This is a genomic window from Arthrobacter sp. 2762, assembly GCF_040548745.1.
Classification (GTDB): Bacteria; Actinomycetota; Actinomycetes; order Actinomycetales; family Micrococcaceae; genus Arthrobacter.
Genome location: NZ_JBEPSI010000007.1, coordinates 215,357 through 233,622 on the forward strand (window position 1 = coordinate 215,357; position 18,266 = coordinate 233,622).

The following is an 18,266-nucleotide window of genomic DNA, read 5'->3' on the forward strand; positions in this document are numbered from 1 at the left end:
GGGGACTACCAGCTGTTGCGTTTGAGGAGGGGTCCGATGAGCAATGTCGCAGGCGGTCCGCAGGTGAATTCTCCGGGAGCATTAAGCCCGGAATCCCGTGCCGCATCCATTGAAGTCCTGAAAGCCACTGCCGAAGCCGGCAAACAGCTGGACATCCTGATTGTCGGCGGAGGCGTGGTGGGGGCCGGAGCGGCCCTGGATGCGGTGACCCGCGGCCTTACAGTCGGCATCGTCGAGGCGCGGGACTGGGCCTCAGGGACATCGTCGCGCTCGTCCAAGCTCATCCATGGTGGCCTCCGGTACCTTGAAATGCTTGATTTCGGACTGGTTCAGGAGGCATTGCAGGAACGCGGGTTGCTGATCCAGCAGATCGCACCCCATCTTGTCCGCCCTGTCCCTTTCCTCTACCCACTGACCCGTAGGTTCTGGGAGCGCCCCTATGTGGGCGCGGGCATCATGCTTTACGACACCCTGGGCCTCACTTCCGGGCATAGCCGCGGCGTTCCCATGCACAAGCACCTCTTCAGGCGCGGCACCCTCAGGGCGGCTCCCAGCCTCAAGGACGATGCCTTCGTTGGTTCCATCCGCTACTACGATGCCCAAGTGGACGACGCCCGTTTGGTGGTCAACGTTGTGCGGACCGCAGCCCACTATGGTGCCCATGCTGTGAACAGGGTGCGTGTGGTGGACTTCCTCCGGGAAGGCGAACGCGTGGTGGGCGCCAAGCTGGAAAACCAGGAAGACGGCAGCGTCTTCGAAGTGCGTGCCAAGCAGGTAGTCAATGCCACGGGAGTCTGGACGGACGAAACCCAGGCCATGGTTACGGACAGGGGACAGCTCAAAGTCAGGGCATCCAAGGGCATCCACCTTGTGGTACCGCGGGACAGGTTCCAATCCACCGTTGGGCTGATCCTGCGCACTGAGAAGTCGGTGCTCTTCGTAATCCCCTGGGGCCGCCACTGGATCATCGGGACTACGGACACGGACTGGAAACTGGACAAGGCGCACCCCGCCGCGTCCAGCAAGGACATCGACTACGTCCTGGAGCACGTCAACAAGGTCCTCAAGCGGCCCCTCACCCGGGAGGACGTCGAAGGCGTTTACGCAGGGCTCCGCCCCCTTCTTGCAGGCGAAAACGACTCCACCGCCAAACTTTCCCGTGAACACGTCGTGGCTCATCCGGTGCCAGGCCTTGTGGTGGTGGCCGGCGGCAAGTTCACCACCTACCGTGTCATGGCCAAAGATGCCGTAGATGAGGCCACGCGGGCGATGGATGAACGGGTTCCCTCCAGCTGCACTGAAACGATCCCGTTGCTCGGGGCGGAGGGGTTCAAAGCCGCCTGGAACCGCCGGGCCCGCTCCGCCGAAGAAGCCGGCGTGCACGTTGCGCGCGTGGAACACCTGCTCAACCGCTACGGCTCCATGGCGTCAGAAGTGCTGGACCTCATTGCTGCGCAACCCGAACTCGGGGAACCGCTTCCCGGTGCGGACGATTACCTTGCCGCAGAGGTGGTCTATGCGACCACCCATGAGGGCGCCCGTCATGTTCACGACGTTTTGACGCGCCGTACCCGGATCTCAATCGAAGCATGGGACCGGGGTGTGTCAGCAGTGCCTGTAGTGGCTAAGCTGATGGGAGAAATCCTTGGCTGGAGCGAGACGCAGCGGGAGGGCGAAATTAAGCACTATTTGGCGCGGGTGGAAGCTGAGCGGCTCAGCCAGCAACAACCCGATGACGAATCAGCTGACGCCGCGCGCATGGGAGTCGATGACATCGTTCCCCTTCGCTGAGCAACACAGGACCTGCGGCCGGAAGGCCACACTGGAGGGAACACGACTTGGCTGAACCACTTGACCGGTATGACGCGGAACTGACTACGCCGGACACCGTCATCCTGGAACTCGTTGCCGAGGACAAAATCGACGCTGCGGCTCAACTGGCGGAACGGCTACACGCGGCTGGTCGGATTTCCAACCTTGAGGGCTTCCTGGAACAGGTCCATTCCAGGGAACACCAGCTGGCTACCGGGCTTCCCGGTGGTATTGGACTGCCGCATGCGCGGAGTGAATTCGTAGACCGGATTTCCATAGCCGTGGGCGTCACCAAGTTCGGCCATGCCCTGGATTTCGGTGCCACTGATGGCCCAGCCACGCTGATCCTGCTCATTGCCACGCCGGCCAGCTCCTTCTCGGACCATCTGGAAGTCCTGGCTACGTTGGCGCGGTCGCTCTCCAAAGAGTCATTCCGGGAGTCCCTGCGCCGGGCGAACGATACCGAGGTCATTTCCGAACTCATCAACTCCAGCCTGGTGTTCTTCGACCACTGAGATTCGAACATTGAGAATGGCGCCCACGGACCCATTCCAGGGCTAAGGTTCCCACCGTTCGTTTCGTTGTTCTACAGCCGGACGAAGTACGGTTAAGGGGTGTTGAAAACCGCGCTGAAACCCCGCTGGATCGCAGGACTCGTCTTTGCGCTTCTCTTGTCCGCGGTGTTTGTGCTGCTCAGCCAGTGGCAGCTCAGCCGGTCCACCCAGCACGAAGCTCCCGTTTCCTCCAGCATTGAAGAGGTCAAGCCCCTGGTGGACGTCCTGCAGCCGGGGCAGTTTTTCCCCGGTTCTGTTTCGGACCAGATGGTTAGCGCCACCGGGTCCTACGATCCCGCCAAGCAGGTCCTCGTTGAGGGCCGCCTGTACAACGGCCAGAAGGGATTCTGGATTGTCTCGGCCTTCGCGGTGGACAATGCTCCCAAACTGAGCGGTGTCGCCGCCTCGCCCAAAACCTGGATTCCAGTAGCCCGGGGCTGGGTGGCGGACGCCGCCCAAGCCGGTCCGCCGCCGTCGGGCACCATCACGCTGACCGGCCGCCTGCTGCCCTCTGAAGCGCCGGTGCCGAACGTCGACGCCGGTCCTGACCGGGCGTCGGCGGTGGCCGTTGCCGAACTCATCAACATCTGGGACGTCTCCAGCTATCAGGGCTTCATTGCCGCAACATCCGAAGTAGCTGGTGGTGTTCCCGTCGCCGCCACTGATGCGGTAAAGGCCCTCAATATCCCGGCGCAGCCGCCGGAACAACAGGTCAACTGGCTGAACCTCTTCTATTCAGTTGAGTGGGTGGTCTTCGCAGGATTCGCACTGTACATCTGGTGGCGGATGGTGGCAGACGACTACCGTCGCGGCCTCGAAGACGAAGAGTTCGACACTCACGACGACGCAGACGACGACGGATTCGACGGCGGCTTCGACGATGACAAAGTCCACCCCAACGAACCGACAAGCCCTGAACCCCAGCAACCTGGGCCAGAACAAAAGGTGCAGTAATGATTGAGCCCAAGCCGGCCATCCAGCCCGAGCAGTCCGGACCCAAGCCGAAGAAGCGCAGGTTTGGCGGAACGGAAGCCCAAATCCGTTCGGCGCTGAAGTTCTACAAAGTCATGGCCTACCTGACCGGTGCCATGCTCCTGCTGCTCTGCGCGGAGCTGATTGCCCGTTACGGTTTCGGCGTATCGCTCTTTGCCGGTGGCACGGACGCCGTTACGGGTAAGCCCTTCGGCTTCGGATTCGCTGAGTCTGAGCCCAAGGGCGTGATCGGTGGCTTCAACATCTCCACCACTGTATTGATCGTCCACGGCTGGATGTACGTCGTCTACCTGGTGTCCAACTTCCGGTTGTGGTCGCTCATGCGCTGGCCTTTCTCCAAGCTGGTCCTGTTGGCCCTGGGCGGTGTGGTACCCCTGATGTCGTTCATCGTGGAGAAGAAGTTCCATGCCCAGGTTGAAGCGGAACTGGCAGCCAACCCGCAGGCCTCAAAGCGCTACTAGCCGCCGCCAGGGCCAGCCCAGCAGGCGTCAGGGTGTGAGATGCCTAACGACCAGCCCGTAATTGACCTCTTCGGGCCACTGCCAACGTGCACCGGGGCGGCCCGGCAAAGTAGTCTTGGTTGGTGACTACTCCCACCGCACCCCAGACTTCCCAGAAGCCGGTGCTGGTTGTTGACTACGGTGCCCAGTACGCGCAGCTGATTGCCCGCCGCGTCCGCGAAGCGAATGTGTATTCGGAAATTGTTCCGCATACCTTCACCACCGAGCAGCTTCTGGCCAAGAACCCGGCAGCCATCATCCTTTCCGGCGGACCTTCCAGCGTCTACGCAGAAGGTGCTCCCCGCGTTGGAGCGGACCTTTTTGAAGCCGGGGTGCCCGTTTTTGGTATCTGCTACGGCTTCCAGGCCATGGCCAACGCCCTGGGCGGCAAGGTGGCCCAGACGGGCCTCCGGGAGTACGGCGCCACCGAAGCACTGGTGGTTGGCGATGCCCGCTCGATCCTTGATGGTGTGCCGTCTTCACAGAACACCTGGATGAGCCACGGCGACTCCGTCCATGAAGCTCCTGAGGGCTTCGAAGTGCTGGCCACCACGGCCGGCGCGCCGGTAGCCGCCTTCGCCAACGAGGAAAAGCGCCTCTACGGTGTGCAGTGGCACCCGGAGGTCAAGCACTCCGTGCACGGCCAGCACGTCCTGGAGAACTTCCTGTTCAAGGGCGCCGGCCTGAGCCCGAACTGGACAACGGGAAATATCCTCGAAGAGCAGGTGGAACGTATCCGCCAGCAGATCGGTGATTCCAAGGTCATCTGCGGTCTTTCCGGCGGCGTGGATTCGGCCGTTGCCGCAGCCCTGGTCCAGAGGGCCGTTGGCGACCAGCTGACATGTGTCTTCGTGGATCACGGTCTCCTCCGCGAAGGCGAAGCAGAACAGGTTGAACGCGACTTCGTTGCTGCTACGGGCGTCAATCTGTATGTTGCCAACGAGCAAGAGCGCTTCCAGTCTGCGTTGGCCGGAGTCAGCGATCCCGAGACCAAGCGCAAGATCATCGGCCGGGAATTCATTCGTGCCTTCGAGGAAGCGGAGCGGGCCATCATCGCCCAGGCCGCCGCCGAGGGGGAGAAGATCAAGTTCCTGGTCCAGGGCACGCTGTACCCGGACGTCGTCGAGTCCGGCGGCGGCGAGGGCGCTGCGAACATCAAGAGCCACCACAACGTGGGTGGGCTTCCCGAGGACCTGCAGTTCGAACTCGTTGAGCCGCTGCGCGCCCTGTTCAAGGACGAAGTCCGCGCGGTGGGTGCCCAGCTGGGCCTGCCTCAGGAAATCGTCGGCCGCCAGCCGTTCCCCGGCCCTGGCCTCGGTATCCGCATCGTCGGTGAAGTCACCAAGGAGCGCCTTGACCTGCTTCGCAAGGCTGACGCGATTGCCCGTGCCGAGCTGACCGCTGCCGGCTTGGACAACGATGTTTGGCAGATGCCGGTGGTTCTGTTGGCTGATGTCCGCAGCGTCGGCGTCCAGGGCGATGGCCGCACATACGGCCACCCGATCGTTCTCCGTCCGGTATCGTCCGAGGACGCAATGACGGCCGACTGGTCGCGCTTGCCGTACGACCTCCTGGCCCGCATTTCCAACCGCATTACCAACGAAGTGGATGGAGTTAACCGCGTAGTGCTGGACGTCACCAGCAAGCCGCCGGGAACCATCGAGTGGGAATAGCATTTTGAGTGGCCGGCCTCCCCTGGGAGGCCGGCCATTGTTCTTTCGGCTGTGAAATGACGGCGAATTTCGCAATGCCACAGTGTTGCGGAGCGGGCTGAAGGAGTATTCCCGCTACCCTCGAAAGTATGCCGGTATGGTCCAAGGCGTCTAAAGCTAGTACAGAAAAGAAGGCAGCAGTTGTGTCATTAGGTCAAGGCCAGGAAGAGGGCTCCGAAGAGCTCCGGAAATGGCTGTCCGGACTTAAGCCCGTTACAGGGGCGGACACGATGCTGCGTTTCGTGAAGACGCCCGAAGGCGCCATCGATCTCAGCAACGCACATCCTTCGGGCCTCGCGCAGCTGCTGGCGGGGCGTAGAACGAGGTTGTCCACGCTTATCCGCGACCGGCAGCAATATCTGGTGGCGGCACGGGCTGCACGCAACATCCGGTCCAAAATTTTTGAGCTCAGCAATGATCGCGGTATCGAGGCCGGGTACCTCTCCGCGGGCACGGTGGTGTGGACTTCAGCCGTAGGTGGCAAACCCCAGCGGGTATCGGCCCCTGTCATGCTGACCTCCATTGTCCTGACTGTTCGCCCGGGCGAGGACGATTTCGAGCTGCAGCTCACCGAGCAAGCACGCATGAACCCGGCTTTGGTGCGTCACCTGAAGACCGTCCACGGCATCGTCTTCGACGTCAATGCAGTAGCCCGCATGGCCTACAACACGGCCAGGCTTGACCCCCAGCCGGTCCTGGATCGCCTGGCTACCCTGGTGCAGCCCATTCACGGCGCCGAGGTTGAATTCAACTTGCTCGTGACCACTTTGGCTGATCTTTCGGGAAACCTGGACGATCCGTGGATCAACATGAACAACCCCACCGTGGCTGCCTTGGCAACTGCTGCCAATGGTGGCGAGATCGAGCCCGAACCCATCAAAGCGGGGCGGTTCGCCAGCCTCGATGAACGCGACCCGGCAGACGAACTGCTTTTGCTCGATGCTGACACGGACCAACAGTATGTGGTGGACGCTGTCCGCGCAGGAGATTCGCTGGTTGTCAGCACCCCACCAGGCAGCGGCCAGACCCAGACGGCAATCAATGCGATTGGCGCCTTGGTCAGCGAAGGCAAATCCGTCCTCGTGGTGGGGGACCGGCAGTCCAGCCTGGCGGGACTTTCTGCGCACCTGGAGTCGCTGGGCCTGGATTCGATGTTGTTCCGTCCGGGCAACGGCACCACACCACAGCAGCTCAAGGGCCAGTTGGTCCGTGCCATCATGCGCAATGAAAAGGCGCTGGAACCGCAGCTTGGGAACCTCCATCAGACGCTGATCGGACACCGGCATGCCTTGATGGACCATGTTGCCTCGCTCCACAACGTCCGCGAACGTTGGGGCTGCTCGCCGTACCAGGCCATGCAATCGTTGGCCGAATTGACGTCCATCCACCCGGCGCCGTCCACCACGGTGCGCCTCAAGCGCAGCGTGCTGGACAACATCAAGGACCGTGAAGAACTGGCTGGCCGCTTGCGTCGTGCTGCCGAGCTGGGCAGCTTTAGCCGGGCTTCCACCTCCAGCCCCTGGTATGGTGCCCGCCTCGTAACCCGCAAGGAAACAGAAGAGGCCCAACAGCTTGCCCGCATCGCCGAGGAGAAACTTCCGGTCCTGCGCGAGCGTATGAAGCAGGTTTCGGATCACGCCGAGATCCGTTTGGCAGACACCTTCACAGAGTGGGGCGCACAGCTTGAATTGCTGATTGCCGTGCGCGAAAGCCTGGACAAGTTCACTCCGGATATTTTCGATCGCCCGGTGCATGACCTCATCTCTGCAACTGCCAGCTCTGCGTGGCGCCGGGAGCGCAACCTGGAGATGCCCTCCATGCAGCGTTCGAGGCTGCGGCGGGTGGCAAAGGAATATGTGCGGCCGGGCGTTCACATCGCGGACCTGCACAGCTCGCTGGTCCTCGTCCAGGAGCAGCGTGCCCTGTGGGCAGGCTATGCCACCACCCAGCGCCACCCGGCCGTGCCGTCCGGGCTCGCCGACCTCGGGTCCTTGTACCGCGAACTGGATGGCGAGCTTCGCCGCCTGGGTGAGGCGCTCAAGCACACCTCTGCCGGTGGTTCGCTCCACCAGACTCCGTACCTGGAACTCATGGAGCGGCTCGAACGGCTCGTGGCGGACACAGCCACGCTTGAAACACTCCCTGAGCGCACGCTCCTGATTGAGGAGATGCGCGAGCACGGACTCGGCGAGCTGCTCGCTGACCTTGCTGCCCGTGAAGTGCCGGCCGCTTCGGTTGCAGCCGAGCTGGACCTCGCCTGGTGGCAGTCTGCCTTGGAAGCAATGATCAGTGGTGACGACTACCTCGCCATGTCCGACGGCGACTCCCTGCGCCGCCTTGAAGCCGAGTACCGCCTTGCGGACCAAGCCCACATTGCCAGTGGTGCTGCGCGTTTGCGTTGGCAGTTGGCCCGGAAATGGGGCGAGGGGATAGTGGAGCACCCACGGCAGGCTGAGTTGCTTCGTGCCCTCCTGAAGGATGGTCGGGTGACCCTCCCGGCTTTGAGTGCGCAGGCTCCTGACCTCGTACCCATGCTTGTTCCGGTGTGGTCCGTGAGCCCCTACCTGTTGACGGGAGTTCTTCCCGCGGAGCAGAAGTTTGACGCCGTGATCATCATCGATGCCGAATCGACGTCGCTCCAGGCCGTCCTTCCCGCGATTGCGCGAGCCCGGCAAGTCATAGCCTTCGGTGATGCGAAGATCGCGAATGCCCGCACCTTCAGCGTGGCCGTGGAACCTCCTGTGGCGGGAGTGGCCAGCCACGAGACCGTGGACAGTGCGTTCAAGGCCCTGGCACGCGTCCTGCCCACCTGGCAGCTGAACTGGGTTTACCGGGCCGTCGATGAGGACTTGATCCTGCAGTTGAGCAAGAACTACTACGACGGCGGCCTCCGGCGTTTGCCCGATGGCAGTTCGGTGACGGGCCTGGACCGTTCGATCCTGGTGGAGTACATCCCCGATGGAACCGGACTCCCGGGCGCCGACCATGAGGGCGTTGAGTCCGTTACGGCGGAGGTCAACCGCGTGGTGGACCTTGTCTTCGAGCACGCCAGATTGCGGCCCCGAACCTCGTTGGCTGTGGTCACGGCCAGCCTGCGCCACGCTGCGCGGATTGGCGAGGCTATCCGGCTTCAATTGCCCAACCACCCCTTGTTGTCCGCCTTCTTCGGCGCCGGCCCCGAGTCCTTCCGCGTGGTGGACCTCGAGCGCGCCCAAGGCTTGGTGCGTGACCACGTAATTTTCTCCCTGGGATACGGGCGGACACCTCATGGCCGCGCCTTGCACTCCTTCGGACCCCTGTCCACCGAGGGCGGACGAAACCGCTTTGCCTTGGCAATGACCCGCGCCCGCCGTTCCATGCACGTCCTGAGCTGCTTCCGCCCGGAAGATCTGGATCTGGATCGCCTGGCGCACGGGGCTGTGGACTTTTACGAACTGCTGGACAGGGAACTGTCCGGGAACAGCAACCTTGGAACTCCTGCCTCGCGCGCCGTTGCCAGCGAACAGGCTTTGGGGGAGGACCCTCTGGTTGCCGATCTCGGCGAGAGGTTGCGGGCCAGGGGTGCCCGTGTGTGGCACCTTTACGACGGTGTCCTGGATATTGCCGCCGCCGCCGATCCCGTCCACACCATTGGACGGGAAGGCGCCGAGATTCCCACGCCAGTGGCAATCGAGTCCGATGGCACGGAACGTTACCGGCGCATGAGTGTCCGTGAACGCAGCCGTTTGAGGCCCCAGCTGCTGGAACGCATGGGCTGGCGTTACATGTCCCTGTGGACCATCGAAGTGTTCACGGACCCTTCGTCCTGCGCAGATCGAATCGGGTCCTATTTGGGACTTGAGAACCATGTTCCCCAGACCGCCGCACCAGCGGAGCATGGCTTCCTGGACATGGATGTTGAACAATTGAATCTGGACAATGCAGGTTCCTCGTATGCCAGCTCCCCGTATGGGATTTCCTCGTACAGCAGCTCCTCGTACAGCAGTTCCTCCGCAACCCGGGCTTCGCATCGGCAAAGCCCGGGAAGTGCCCAGGCATCGCTGGAATCCCAGCAGCCCGGACAGACAGATGTGAACAGGCGGAGGGAGGCGGATGGCGAACCAAGCAACGCAGAAGCCAGCAATCCAACCCCCAGTGATCCAGAGGATGGGACTGAAGTACCAGTGAATGAACAGGGAACCGGCAACGAAAGCGGCTCTGACGAACAGACCGCAGCTGTGGGCGCCGAAAACGCTGAAGAGAAGGCAGAGTCAAAGACGCCAGCGGCGAAGCAAGCCTCCGGTGGAATCCTGCCAACCAAGGCCGCTGAGGACGACCCCCGGCGTTGGGGCGACGAAGGCAACTATGACCATGAGCAGTGGTTGAAGGAGCAGAAGCCCCCGCATTGGGGCTGATTGGGTCATGGAATCCAGTCCCTGCATTAGGGATTGACCAAAACAAAGAAAAGCTTGCCTTGCGTTGATGCGCCGGCAAGCTTTTCTGCTTGTGGAGGATCTGCAGCCACTACCATCAAGCCGTCGGTGTCGCTGGTTCCGAGCCATTGGCCGGGTTTACCCCCTTGGGCGGACGTCCATAGGACAGGGACGGAGGCGGCCAGGACTTCGGTTTGCCGGGACTCGTCGTATGATCCGGCGGCGGTAAGTACTACATTCACCAGCTGTCCCGGGGACAGAAGCTGGATGGATGAAGGGTCAGCCATGCGAAGGGGGACCGCAGCTGAGCCTACAGGTGCACCGGTGAGGAGTCCCGGCCCCAGAAGATTGGATTCGGTGGGAATCTGCCCTTTAGTCAAGGGCGAGGCAAGCTGGCGGCCCACCAGTGAAACGTGATCCTCCAGGGCTCCGGAAATCGCGAGGTCGGGCGGCACGCCAACAGTGGTGAAGTCGGACCCGGTGAGGCTGGTGCCTGCTGCAAGATCATGTGCAGCGACGAGAATGCTGACGCGTTGCTCAGAGGCAGGGGTTAGCTGTTGGACAGTAATGCCCGTGGCCAGGCAGAGCAGCAGTGCAACTGTCAGCCGACGATTCCGGGAGACCCAGAAGTTCAGGCTCTGCCTGGGGCCCAGCCTCACTTGGCGATGAGGCCCCTGCTTCCGGGGGAGGAAATGGCCAGCCATGGTGGTGGGCTTGTTCCGGGAGCGACCACGGCCCCTGGCAAGCGGAGTGGGGTGTTCGCGGCCGGGGAGTGGCGAAGTGGTTGACTTTAGTGGCATGACGCCACGTTAGCCACCGGGCTCGGCCGCCCAACAGCGGCTGAGTGCCCTATGTGGAAAAGTGCTGGCTAGCTTGCTGCGGCTGCGGCGGCTGGTGCAGGCGTGGCAGCCGGGGCAGGAGTCGCCGGGGAGGAGGGCGCAGCGGAGACGGTGCTGCCCTTGGCATCGCGCGAATCCGTGCGGTAGAAGCCCGAGCCCTTGAAGACAACGCCGACGCTGTTGAACTTCTTGCGGAGCGCGCCCTGGCATTCAGGGCACTCCGTCAGGGAGCTGTCAGAGAAGGACTGGACGATGTCAAAGGCATGGTCACAGTCTTTGCAGGCATATGCGTATGTGGGCACTGAGTTCCTCCTTCAGGACAAAGTTCAGGTCCTGTGGAGCCGTGGCGGAGAATGTCCGCATTAGCAGTCGCAGGGCCTGAGTGCCAATTCTATCATCCGCATCCGGCTCATCCGCTATCTGCCAACTCCACGTAAGTGCGGGACTTCACGTAGCGTCAACGAGGTCACTCTCCACCGCCAAGCGTGATGATTCCCGAGGGCGTCAACGCATCCGGCACCGGACGGTCAAAAGGCTCGGCAGGGATAGCTCCGGAAGGCAACACGTCGTCGTCGTACACCACCGCGATGGTGGGTGGCCGCCCACCGGAACTGTCCAGGCGTTGGAGGAGGCGGTCGTAGTAGCCGCCGCCCTGTCCGATGCGGTTGCCATCCCGGTCCACGGCGGTGGCCGGCATGAAGATGCCCGCAACAGCGCTCACCACAGCACTGTCCAAACGCTCGCCTTCGGGTTCGTCGATGGGTGCGTAGTCGGACCGGACGAAGGCTGTCCCCGGCGTCCAGTACACCCAGCTCAACTGGCGTCCGGCCTCGCAGACGGGAAGCAGGACCTGGTGGCCGGCGTTGTGGAGCCCTGCGATCAGGGGCATGGTTGGGGGTTCGTGGGAGACGCCGACGTAGATCGCGAAGGTCCGGGGCGATCCGGCCGAAATCTTCCGGGCCCAGGCCAAGCCGTGCCGCGCAATTGATTCACCGGCTTGGGCTACTTGCTCCTTGGAGAGGCTGCGCCTGTAAAGGCGTCGGCTGCTGCGGATGTCTTCCTTCGATGCCATTTTTGTCCGATCATGAGATTCGCGCGGGCTACCGTGGTCTACGTAAAGCTGCAAATCCGCTCCAGTTCAGGGGCTGTTTCTGCGTCTTGCCACGGCGAGGGTTTACCTGTTGATGTATTCCTTCCGTTACATTAGTCCGGTGACTCTCGATAACAATGCTGTCCGTAAGGCCGTCATCCCCGCAGCGGGTCTTGGTACCAGGTTCCTCCCCGCCACAAAGGCGATGCCGAAGGAAATGCTGCCCGTGGTTGACAAGCCAGCCATCCAGTACGTCGTCGAAGAAGCGGTGAAGGTTGGCCTGCACGACGTCCTGATGATCACCGGGCGCAGCAAGCGCGCCCTGGAAGATCACTTTGACCGCGTGCCGGCGTTGGAAGCAACGCTGGCAGCGAAGGGCGATACTGCCAAGCTTGAAGCCATCCAGTCCGCCACCAACCTGGGCGACATCCACTACGTCCGCCAGGGCGACCCCAACGGCCTCGGCCACGCGGTCCTGCGTGCAAAGCAGCACGTCGGCTACGAGCCGTTCGCGGTCTTGCTCGGCGATGACCTGATCGATCCCCGTGAGGACCTGCTCAGCGAAATGATCGCTGTCCAGCAAAAAACCGGTGGTTCCGTTGTTGCCCTCATTGAAGTTGAGCCTTCGAAGATCAGCGCCTACGGTTGCGCCGACGTCGAGGAAAACGGTGAAGACGGCTACGTCCGCATCAAGCAGCTGGTGGAAAAGCCGTCGCCCGAAGAAGCTCCATCCAACCTCGCGGTGATCGGTCGCTACGTTCTGCACCCGGCAGTGTTCGACGTCCTGGAGAAGACTGCTCCCGGACGCGGCGGAGAAATCCAGCTGACGGATGCTCTTGAGGTTCTGGCTGCCGGGGAAGGTGAGGGCTACGGCGTTTATGGCGTTGTCTTCCGTGGACGCCGCTATGACACCGGTGACAAGTTGAGCTACTTGAAGGCCTGCATCGAGTTGGCATGCGAACGCGATGACCTGGGCCCCGAGCTCCGCGAGTGGCTGCCAACGTTCACTGCCGGCCTTCCCAAATAACACCGGTGTACGGCTCTGCGATCTGGCCGGTAACGCTGGAAAGCGGAGCCTTGGTGCTCCGGCCAATCCGTTACCGCGACAAGCGGGAGTGGTCTGAAGTCCGTTCGCGGAACAGTGAATGGCTTGCACCTTGGGAGGCGTCCAATCCTGCGCCGGGTGGGCGCCTGCCCAGTTACCGCCAAATGGTGGCATCCCTGAACGCACAAGCCCGGCAGTCCACGGCCTTGCCTTTCCTCATCACGGAGCGGACCGAGGGGTTCCGTGAGCCGCAAATTGTGGGGCAGCTGACGGTCTCATCCATCGTGTGGGGTTCGGCGATGATGGCTACCCTTGGCTACTGGGTTGATAAGGAACGCGCCGGGCACGGTATTGCTCCCACGGCCGTTGCCATGGCTACGGACCACTGCTTCCGGACCCTGGGCCTGCACAGGATGGAAATCAATATCCGGCCGGAGAACGCGCCAAGTCTCCGGGTGGTGGAAAAGCTCGGATTCCGGGACGAGGGCTACCGGCTGAGATACCTGCACATCAATGGCGAGTGGGCCGATCATCGCTCTTTCGCACTCACGTCGGAGGAAGTTCCGCAGGGACTCCTTGAGGCGTGGCTCAGAGGAAGAACAGGCAGGTCGTAGGCCCTTTTGAGCCGTATCTCCATTCATTTGCGGACTCGCCGACGACACACCGACCGCAATGCCGCCGCCCCTGATGATTTGCTTCTACGGTTTTGAATGTGGACTTCCCTCTCAGCAGCTCAGTGATACTCGTGGTCACTGTCGCGCTTTGGATGGTATGGGTCGCTCCTTACGTTCTTCGGAACAGGCGGCAGCAGGTCCAGGCAGCCACTGTTTCAGCAGAGGCATTTGACGACGAACCAGACGAAACGCAGGCAGGGGTGGTACTGACTTTGGCACCCCGGCAGGAGAAACCGATGGAGACCATGCACAGCAAAGCACCGGCGTCGCCCCAGGATTCCAGCGTGGCTGAGTCGTCGGCCAGGAAGCCGCCCACAACTCCCTTTACGATCCGTTATGCCCGGCTCACCTTGGCCCTGGCCGGCCTTGCTTTATTGCTGACTGCCATTGTTTCGGGCGTGCTGCGGCTGTTCGGCACCGGTACCGTCTGGCTGCCGTTGGTGTCGTTCGTGGGTTCGGTACTTGCCGTGGTGACTTTGCGGCGCCTCGCCCTCCGGGATCTCCGGGAACGCCGCGCGCGTCGGGCTGCACCAGTGGTGCAAATCAAAACCCCGGCTCGCTACTTGCCAAAGGAACCGCCCGTCGAAGCCAAGGAAGTACCGGTTTTCGATGCAGAGGCTGGAAAGCTCGAAGCCGCTCGCCTTTCCGCCGTGGAACTACGCCAGGCTGCCTTGGCTGTTGCCCTTGCCGCCGGCGACAAGTCCGCTGGAGACAAGTCCACTGGTGACAGGTCCGCTGAAGCGGCCGTTGGCTCCGAAGATGCCAGCTGGGAACCGGTTGAGGTTCCCAAGCCCACTTACGTTGGTGCCGCCAAGGCGCCGCGCCCCGCTCCGGAGCCCTTGGATCTTCCTGAAGCTCCCAAACCCGTGGGCAAGCCAGTGCTGAAGCAAAGTGTTGAGCAGACGGAGGCGGGCGCAGCTGCACAGGTGCGTACTGCATCCAAGGGACAGAGTGCCCTGAGCAACCTGGACGATGTCCTGCAGCGTCGCCGCGCCTAGTCCGGCATGACCACGCTCTGTGTCGCAGGTGGCACCGGCCAGGTAGGCCGTGAAGTTGTTCGCCAGGCGCTCGACGCCGGGCACACGGTATCCGCCCTGAGTCGCCACGTGCCGCCTCCCGGTTCGGAGAAGCAGTACGACGGCGCCACGTACTTTGCCGGCGACGTCACCACAGGCGATGGCCTGGCAGCTGCGCTGGCGGGTGCCGACGTCGTCATTGATTGCCTTGAGGGGCGGTTCGGGAAAGCCCAAAAGGAATTCGCCGACGGCGGCACGCGTCTTCTTTACGCGGCTCACCAGGCAGGTGTGGGCAAGGCTGTGGCCTTGTCGATTATCAACTGTGACCAGAGCACGAATTCCTTCTATGTCTCCAAGGCAGACAAGGAACGGGTCTATGCGAGGGCCGACCTGGAAACGGTGGTTATCAGAGCCACACAATTCCACAGCCTGGTGGAAATGATCTTTGCTGCAGGCGCAAAGATGCGGTTGATTCCGGCGTTCAAGGGAGTGCGCTTCCAAACGATTTCACCCAGGGAAGCCGCCACTTCATTGCTCGAAGCTGCGCTGGAAGCGCCTTCTCCCGAGCGGCATCGCGTCAGGACCATTGGTGGCCCAGAGGTGCTGGCCATGAAGGACATGGCGGAGTCATGGAAAGCCATTACTGGCGCGCGAGGCAAGGTTCTGGAAGTCCCGCTGCCTGGTGCCATGGGCGCCTACCTGCGTGCAGGACTCAACCTCATGCCCGAGCAAAGGTATGGCACTGAAACGTTCGTGTCGTGGTTGGAAAAGCGCCGGGAAACTTTGTAGCCTAGGGACACTGGCCCGGCCGCAGACGCCGTGCCCAGGGGCTATAGCTCAGTTGGTAGAGCGCTTCGTTCGCATCGAAGAGGTCAGGAGTTCGAATCTCCTTAGCTCCACGGATTCCGTCTACAACAAAACCGGCCAGGCACAACGTGCCTGGCCGGTTTCTTGTGGGAGTTTAGAGGGGTTGGATGTTCTCCGCCTGAGGTCCCTTAGGGCCTTGGGTGATGTCGAACTGGACCTTCTGGTTCTCGTCCAAGGAACGGTATCCGCTGGAGGTAATTGCGGAATAGTGGGCGAATACATCCGGGCCACCGTCGTCCGGGGCAATAAATCCGAAGCCCTTTTCAGCGTTGAACCATTTTACTGTGCCTGTAGCCATGCTTGTTTTTCCTTCACGGGTCGCTGGTCGGTACCGCTTGTCGGATCACCGTCCCCGCCACTCACATTATTGAGCCTATGTGTCGATCTGGCATGGGGCAACAGATTCTGCCGCGTCTTTCGTAATGTCGCTGTGCCGGGGCACGCTGTCGGCCGTGGTTTGGAAGAGCCAGGCGGCGGTGGATGCCCCTCTACAATTACCCTGTGAACGATTCCCTGCCTCCGTGCCCCGAATGCTCCAGTGAATACACGTACCAGATGGGCGCGCTGTTGGTTTGCCCTGAATGCGCCCACGAATGGTCACCCGCAGCCGGGATCGACCAGCAGGCGCACGTCATCAAAGACGCGGTGGGCAACATCCTGAGTGACGGCGACACCGTCACGGTGGTCAAGGACCTCAAAGTGAAGGGCAGTGCCACGGCCATCAAGGTGGGCACCAAAGTGCGGAACATCCGGCTCGTCGACGGCGTGGGAGACCACGATATTGACTGCAAGGTGGACGGATTCGGCCCCATGCAGCTCAAGTCCAGCGTTGTGAAGAAAGTCTGACGGGAGGCCTGCACAATGACTGGGACCTCCGCACCCAAAGGCCTCGTCGGCCCCATCCTGGTAGGCGTCATGCCCGGGCAGCGGCCCGTTGTCGTCGAGCGTGCCGCTGAGGTAGCGCTTAGCGCCGGGCTCCCTCTGGTGTGCGCGTTCGTCGATGTGACCGTCTATCCCCTGGACGGAACCACGGGCGGGCCCTCGGCCCCGATTGATCCCGACGGCGTGGACGATGACGCCGAGAGCGCCCCGGAATCCGTGCGGAGGGCAATTGCCACCCAGTTGGCGGAAGCTGACCTGGACTGGTCCATCGTTTCGCTGGCAGGGGAGCCGACCCGGGCGTTGGCCCGTGAGGCCGAAGATATCGGGGCGTCCATGATTGTGGTGGGCTCCAGGGACCGCAAGCTCGGTTCGGCTATCAAAGAGCTGACGGCGGGCTCCATTGCCCGGCAGCTCTTCCACCGCCAGGACCGTCCTGTGCTCGTTGTACCCGTGGAGCCACGGGTACCGGTGGATGATGACGACTGAGATCCGGCGTCCCGTCCATCTTCACTGGGGGTTCATCGGAATTGTGGCCGCAGGCGGAGTCTTGGGGGCGCTCGCCCGCTACGGCCTGGGACTGTTGATTCCTGCGCCAGCGTCCTGGCCGTTACCCACCCTTCTGATCAACCTTTCCGGCGCCCTGGCGCTGGGCGCGTTGCTGGAGGCGCTGGCCAGGAGGGGGCCCGACGTCGGACGTCGCCGGGTGCTGCGCCTCGCCTTGGGTACGGGATTTCTGGGTGCCTACACCACGTACAGCACGCTCGCACTGGATGCGGTGCACCTGTTCACTGCGGGTGAGACGACTGCTGCCTTGGGTTATCTGGGCGTGAGCCTGCTGGGTGGGGCGGTGTCAACCATGGCCGGAATCTGGTTCGCCGCATGGCATCACCGGCGTGCGAAATGACTATCGTCCTATTGGCCCTGGCGGGGGGACTGGGCGCGGCTGTTAGATTCATGATGGACGGCCTCATCCGGGCACGCGTACGTACTGCCCTGCCGTGGGCCACCATCTTCATCAATGTTTCCGGTTCCTTGCTCCTGGGGTTCCTGGCTGGCCTGGTGATGGAAGGGCAGGCGCCCGAATCCCTTCAACTCATCCTCGGCACTGGCTTCCTGGGTGGCTACACCACCTTCAGCACGGCAAGCCTGGAGACCATCAGGCTGGTGCAGAGTGGGCGGATGGGGCTGGCGCTCGTCAACGGCTTGGGTTCCATGGCCGTTGGCGTCGGGGCTGCCGCTGCCGGTGTTTGGTTCGCTCTGCTGCTGGCTTAACGGATGGCTGCCTGGCTGTCTTAGCCCGGCTGTAGGATCGGTGGCATGGCTAAGAAGACATTCAATGAACTGTTGTCCGTTCAGGTCGCCAATGAGTTTGCGGCCTCCCAGCAATACATTGCAGTAGCCGTGTATTTTGACGGTCAGGACTTGCCGCAGCTTGCCCGGCATTTTTACCGCCAGTCCCTCGAGGAACGGAATCACGCCATGATGATGGTCCAGTACATGCTGGACCGCAACGTGCCCGTCGAGATCCCCGGCATCGCCCCGGTTCGCAACAACTTCTCCAACGCCAAGGAACCCATCGCTTTGGCTCTTGAACAGGAAAGGGAAGTCACGCGCAACATTGAGGAGATGTTCCGCGCCGCCCGTGCTGAGGGCGACGCCTTGGGTGAGCAGTTCATGCTGTGGTTCCTGAAGGAACAGGTTGAGGAAGTTGCCTCCATGACCACGCTTCTAAACATCACGGAGCGGGCGGAGAACCTCTTCGATATCGAGAATTACGTTGCCCGTGAGAGCGTTGGCGATGCTGGGCATGATTCCAGTGCGCCGTCTGCTGCCGGCGGCGTGATCTAGCGGCAAAAAACCCAAAGGGCCA

Annotated in this window: 19 protein-coding genes and 1 tRNA gene; 16 read left to right on the top strand and 4 right to left on the bottom strand. The window is 62.2% G+C overall.

The genetic code is table 11. The annotated features are described in order from the left end of the window. Positions 1–36: 36 nt before the first annotated feature. The 6 genes from ABIE18_RS14890 to ABIE18_RS14915 all read left to right on the top strand — a co-directional run bounded on the left by ABIE18_RS14890 (position 37) and on the right by ABIE18_RS14915 (position 9,965). Positions 37–1,791 (top strand): glycerol-3-phosphate dehydrogenase/oxidase, encoded by a 1,755-nt coding sequence (locus ABIE18_RS14890; RefSeq protein WP_499723469.1) that lies wholly within the window; start codon positions 37–39, stop codon positions 1,789–1,791. 47 nt (positions 1,792–1,838) lie between these two features. Continuing rightward, a complete protein-coding gene (locus tag ABIE18_RS14895; protein WP_499723470.1) occupies positions 1,839–2,327 on the top strand; it encodes a PTS sugar transporter subunit IIA in 489 nt (162 codons plus the stop codon). Between the two features lie 99 nt (positions 2,328–2,426). Further along, positions 2,427–3,320, top strand: coding sequence for an SURF1 family protein (locus ABIE18_RS14900; protein WP_499723471.1), 894 nt, complete (start codon positions 2,427–2,429; stop codon positions 3,318–3,320). Continuing rightward, positions 3,320–3,820, top strand: coding sequence for a DUF3817 domain-containing protein (locus ABIE18_RS14905; protein ID WP_431115880.1), 501 nt, complete (start codon positions 3,320–3,322; stop codon positions 3,818–3,820). Before ABIE18_RS14900 ends, ABIE18_RS14905 begins: the two co-directional genes overlap by 1 nt. A gap of 122 nt (positions 3,821–3,942) precedes the next feature. Beyond that, positions 3,943–5,532 (top strand): glutamine-hydrolyzing GMP synthase, encoded by a 1,590-nt coding sequence (gene guaA, locus ABIE18_RS14910; RefSeq protein ID WP_224088257.1) that lies wholly within the window; start codon positions 3,943–3,945, stop codon positions 5,530–5,532. Between the two features lie 128 nt (positions 5,533–5,660). Next, positions 5,661–9,965, top strand: coding sequence for an AAA family ATPase (locus tag ABIE18_RS14915; RefSeq protein WP_499723472.1), 4,305 nt, complete (start codon positions 5,661–5,663; stop codon positions 9,963–9,965). 26 nt (positions 9,966–9,991) lie between these two features. On the opposite strand, the gene cpaB is transcribed toward ABIE18_RS14915, so the two are convergent. The 3 genes from cpaB to ABIE18_RS14930 form a co-directional block, all read right to left on the bottom strand. Then, positions 9,992–10,783, bottom strand: coding sequence for a Flp pilus assembly protein CpaB (gene cpaB / locus ABIE18_RS14920; RefSeq protein ID WP_499723473.1), 792 nt, complete (start codon positions 10,781–10,783; stop codon positions 9,992–9,994). A gap of 68 nt (positions 10,784–10,851) precedes the next feature. Next, the gene (locus ABIE18_RS14925) at positions 10,852–11,124 is read right to left on the bottom strand and encodes an FmdB family zinc ribbon protein (protein ID WP_309925907.1); all 273 of its coding nucleotides are present in this window, start codon (positions 11,122–11,124) and stop codon (positions 10,852–10,854) included. A gap of 164 nt (positions 11,125–11,288) precedes the next feature. After that, on the bottom strand, positions 11,289–11,894 hold the full coding sequence (locus tag ABIE18_RS14930) for a 5-formyltetrahydrofolate cyclo-ligase (RefSeq protein ID WP_499723474.1): 606 nt from the start codon (positions 11,892–11,894) through the stop codon (positions 11,289–11,291). Between the two features lie 112 nt (positions 11,895–12,006). Here ABIE18_RS14930 and galU point away from each other — a divergent pair, with 112 nt between their 5' ends. From galU to ABIE18_RS14955, 5 genes are all read left to right on the top strand, one after another. After that, positions 12,007–12,939, top strand: coding sequence for a UTP--glucose-1-phosphate uridylyltransferase GalU (galU, locus tag ABIE18_RS14935; RefSeq protein ID WP_431115874.1), 933 nt, complete (start codon positions 12,007–12,009; stop codon positions 12,937–12,939). Between the two features lie 5 nt (positions 12,940–12,944). Beyond that, the gene (locus ABIE18_RS14940) at positions 12,945–13,571 is read left to right on the top strand and encodes a GNAT family N-acetyltransferase (RefSeq protein WP_499723475.1); all 627 of its coding nucleotides are present in this window, start codon (positions 12,945–12,947) and stop codon (positions 13,569–13,571) included. Positions 13,572–13,702: 131 nt separating this feature from the next. Then, positions 13,703–14,629, top strand: a complete 927-nt coding sequence (locus ABIE18_RS14945; RefSeq protein ID WP_499723514.1) for a hypothetical protein — start codon at positions 13,703–13,705, stop codon at positions 14,627–14,629. A 6-nt stretch (positions 14,630–14,635) separates the two neighbouring features. Further along, positions 14,636–15,436, top strand: coding sequence for an SDR family oxidoreductase (locus ABIE18_RS14950; protein ID WP_499723476.1), 801 nt, complete (start codon positions 14,636–14,638; stop codon positions 15,434–15,436). 37 nt (positions 15,437–15,473) lie between these two features. Further along, positions 15,474–15,546 (top strand) — tRNA-Ala (locus tag ABIE18_RS14955). A 62-nt stretch (positions 15,547–15,608) separates the two neighbouring features. Here ABIE18_RS14955 and ABIE18_RS14960 read toward each other — a convergent pair. Continuing rightward, positions 15,609–15,812, bottom strand: coding sequence for a cold-shock protein (locus ABIE18_RS14960; RefSeq protein WP_144648155.1), 204 nt, complete (start codon positions 15,810–15,812; stop codon positions 15,609–15,611). Positions 15,813–16,015: 203 nt separating this feature from the next. Here ABIE18_RS14960 and ABIE18_RS14965 point away from each other — a divergent pair, with 203 nt between their 5' ends. Genes ABIE18_RS14965 through ABIE18_RS14985 form a run of 5 tightly spaced genes read left to right on the top strand, consistent with a single transcriptional unit; the run spans position 16,016 to position 18,244 of the window. Further along, positions 16,016–16,360 (top strand): zinc ribbon domain-containing protein YjdM, encoded by a 345-nt coding sequence (locus ABIE18_RS14965; protein WP_499723477.1) that lies wholly within the window; start codon positions 16,016–16,018, stop codon positions 16,358–16,360. Positions 16,361–16,375: 15 nt separating this feature from the next. Further along, positions 16,376–16,882 carry a universal stress protein gene (locus tag ABIE18_RS14970; RefSeq protein ID WP_499723478.1) on the top strand — a complete coding sequence of 169 codons (507 nt, stop codon included), beginning with the start codon at positions 16,376–16,378 and terminating at the stop codon, positions 16,880–16,882. After that, a complete protein-coding gene (locus tag ABIE18_RS14975) occupies positions 16,872–17,300 on the top strand; it encodes a fluoride efflux transporter FluC (protein ID WP_499723479.1) in 429 nt (142 codons plus the stop codon). The genes ABIE18_RS14970 and ABIE18_RS14975 overlap by 11 nt, the downstream gene beginning before the upstream one ends. Next, a complete protein-coding gene (gene crcB, locus ABIE18_RS14980; RefSeq protein ID WP_499723480.1) occupies positions 17,297–17,668 on the top strand; it encodes a fluoride efflux transporter CrcB in 372 nt (123 codons plus the stop codon). Before ABIE18_RS14975 ends, crcB begins: the two co-directional genes overlap by 4 nt. A 45-nt stretch (positions 17,669–17,713) precedes the next feature. Further along, positions 17,714–18,244 carry a ferritin gene (locus tag ABIE18_RS14985; protein WP_431115866.1) on the top strand — a complete coding sequence of 177 codons (531 nt, stop codon included), beginning with the start codon at positions 17,714–17,716 and terminating at the stop codon, positions 18,242–18,244. Positions 18,245–18,266 lie beyond the last annotated feature (22 nt).

Coding starts and splice junctions, on each gene's coding strand:
- ABIE18_RS14890 (WP_499723469.1), top strand. CDS start 37: ATGAGCAATGTCGCAGGCGGTCCGCAGGTGAATTCTCCGGGAGCATTA.
- ABIE18_RS14905 (WP_431115880.1), top strand. CDS start 3,320: ATGATTGAGCCCAAGCCGGCCATCCAGCCCGAGCAGTCCGGACCCAAG.
- ABIE18_RS14915 (WP_499723472.1), top strand. CDS start 5,661: ATGCCGGTATGGTCCAAGGCGTCTAAAGCTAGTACAGAAAAGAAGGCA.
- cpaB (WP_499723473.1), bottom strand. CDS start 10,783: ATGCCACTAAAGTCAACCACTTCGCCACTCCCCGGCCGCGAACACCCC.
- ABIE18_RS14930 (WP_499723474.1), bottom strand. CDS start 11,894: ATGGCATCGAAGGAAGACATCCGCAGCAGCCGACGCCTTTACAGGCGC.
- galU (WP_431115874.1), top strand. CDS start 12,007: ATGTATTCCTTCCGTTACATTAGTCCGGTGACTCTCGATAACAATGCT.
- ABIE18_RS14950 (WP_499723476.1), top strand. CDS start 14,636: ATGACCACGCTCTGTGTCGCAGGTGGCACCGGCCAGGTAGGCCGTGAA.
- ABIE18_RS14960 (WP_144648155.1), bottom strand. CDS start 15,812: ATGGCTACAGGCACAGTAAAATGGTTCAACGCTGAAAAGGGCTTCGGA.
- ABIE18_RS14970 (WP_499723478.1), top strand. CDS start 16,376: ATGACTGGGACCTCCGCACCCAAAGGCCTCGTCGGCCCCATCCTGGTA.
- ABIE18_RS14975 (WP_499723479.1), top strand. CDS start 16,872: ATGACGACTGAGATCCGGCGTCCCGTCCATCTTCACTGGGGGTTCATC.
- crcB (WP_499723480.1), top strand. CDS start 17,297: ATGACTATCGTCCTATTGGCCCTGGCGGGGGGACTGGGCGCGGCTGTT.
- ABIE18_RS14985 (WP_431115866.1), top strand. CDS start 17,714: ATGGCTAAGAAGACATTCAATGAACTGTTGTCCGTTCAGGTCGCCAAT.